Origin of the sequence: Desulfofustis glycolicus DSM 9705, from assembly GCF_900130015.1 — a bacterium.
Classification (GTDB): Bacteria; Desulfobacterota; Desulfobulbia; order Desulfobulbales; family Desulfocapsaceae; genus Desulfofustis; species Desulfofustis glycolicus.
The window spans coordinates 1-1,734 of record NZ_FQXS01000087.1 but is presented as its reverse complement, the minus strand read 5'-3'; the positions used below and the strand labels follow the sequence as shown (position 1 = coordinate 1,734).

General features: G+C 45.8%; 4 protein-coding genes. 2 read left to right on the top strand and 2 right to left on the bottom strand.

The window, feature by feature from the left end; translation table 11 throughout:
* Positions 1–68: 68 nt before the first annotated feature.
* Together BUC26_RS22490 and BUC26_RS22485 are read right to left on the bottom strand one after the other, a co-directional pair.
* Positions 69–347, bottom strand: a complete 279-nt coding sequence (locus BUC26_RS22490; protein WP_073379670.1) for a DUF1697 domain-containing protein — start codon at positions 345–347, stop codon at positions 69–71.
* A 2-nt stretch (positions 348–349) separates the two neighbouring features.
* Positions 350–568 carry a hypothetical protein gene (locus BUC26_RS22485; protein WP_208609891.1) on the bottom strand — a complete coding sequence of 73 codons (219 nt, stop codon included), beginning with the start codon at positions 566–568 and terminating at the stop codon, positions 350–352.
* Between the two features lie 615 nt (positions 569–1,183).
* Here BUC26_RS22485 and BUC26_RS22480 point away from each other — a divergent pair.
* Together BUC26_RS22480 and BUC26_RS22475 are read left to right on the top strand one after the other, a co-directional pair.
* Entirely contained in the window at positions 1,184–1,381 is a 198-nt protein-coding gene (locus BUC26_RS22480) for a winged helix-turn-helix domain-containing protein (protein ID WP_073379666.1), read from the top strand.
* 86 nt (positions 1,382–1,467) lie between these two features.
* Positions 1,468–1,713 (top strand): transposase, encoded by a 246-nt coding sequence (locus BUC26_RS22475; RefSeq protein ID WP_073379664.1) that lies wholly within the window; start codon positions 1,468–1,470, stop codon positions 1,711–1,713.
* Positions 1,714–1,734: the final 21 nt, after the last annotated feature.

Below are 1,734 nucleotides of genomic sequence, written 5' to 3'. Positions count from 1 at the left end.
TGGAGAGAGGGTTGAACCTGTAAAAGAAGGCGAGCTTGACAGGGCTGTCAATATCTGAGAATGATTCCTCAAACACCAGACTTGATTATAACTCCAATATGTACTATCTCTGATTTTGTCTTTACTAATACCTTTATTTCCGATTGTGAAATAGCAAACAATCCTTTTTCAATGTCGCTTGTGATACTTTTACGAGTGTTTGTTGATTTAAAGAAAACATTTCCAGAGTTAATGTAAGTTGACACATTAGTATACCCAAGAGTAATAAATAAATCCGACAATTCTTTCATGATAATTTTAACAGAATTACCAACATTTATTCCTCTGAGTAAAGCAATATATTCCATATTTATACCAAATTAATTACCTTATGAAATTCAACTGTCTTATTCTTTATTGATATTTGCTCAACTGAAAATCCGTAGTTAATCAATTCTTTTTTATAATTCAAGAATGAATGATCTATAGCAATGCCATTGATTGCTTTAATCTCATCAAATGATAGAACCAATGTTTGTTTATTCTCTTTCGCAATATGCTTCCATAATTGATCATATTTATTCATCATATTTACCTTATACATTTTTTTCTTCGCGCGCCGAAGGCGTGTACCTAACGCCCAGGATCAGGAGCGCGTATTGTGCGTCTGACTGAATCTGTTTGATGTCCTTATGTTGTAGATCACCCAGAATTTTGCAGCGGCGGCGCGCTCCTGATCCTGGGCGATGTTTCCGCGCAGCGGGGACATTAAGAAAATCACCGGTTTGTCCGGTGAATTTTCTGGTGTACGCCCGGCATGGGCGTGATCTTATGGGGTGTAAGTCCCCTGTATGTAAACCCTGATACTGTTTTGATAACAGGATCATAAATACGAGCCGATGGCAAGGGCGATCTCGCGAGAGTTCGTCCGGAGGAAGCCGGAGTACGAAGTTATGGGCCGACGAACAGAAATGGCATCTAAGGCCGAGTTTCCGGGTAAGTCAGCACAACATGACAAAGCCCTGGGTTTGGGAGATACGGTAAATGCCGCGGTCGTGTAACGAAAGATCAAGTTCTTATCCGGGGAGACCAGCCCGGCAAGCATCTGCGAGGAGGCATAGAAGCGATCAACCCGGGCAAGCGAGGCCGCCGATACGGAGCGCAGCGAGTCCTCAATGGCGAGCAGGAGAAAAGCGTACAGATCATGCTGGTGGACAAAGCCCCCCATCAACTCAAACTGGCGTTTGCGCTGTGGATCCGCGATGCCGTTCGCCTGGCAATCAAGAAGAAATTCGGCATTGAACTGCCGTTGCGGACGATCACCGACTATTTGAAACGCGCTGAAGCTTCACCTCGCAAAAGCCGGCAAGGCTGGCCCAGGAGCAAGACCCGAAGAAACTGAAGCAGTGGCTTGAGCACGGCTACCCGGAGATTGCCAGCCAAGCGAAGAAGGAAAAGGCAGAGATTCACTGGGGCGACGAGACCGGCGTGAACAATGAAGCGTACAATGCCCGCGGCTTCGCACCGAAAGGACAGACACCCATTGTGCGGCTCAATGCGACAAGAAGCAGCATCAATATGATCTCGTCGATTACCAACCAGGGCAAAGTCCGTTTCATGCTCTATCGGGAAACAATGACCAGCCCGGTGTTGATCAGATGTATCCGTCTATTAAACCCCACTAACGATATCATTCAGGGCAACATCCTCCACCCGGAGCTGCATCGGCAGTAATGCCTGATAATCTTCAACACT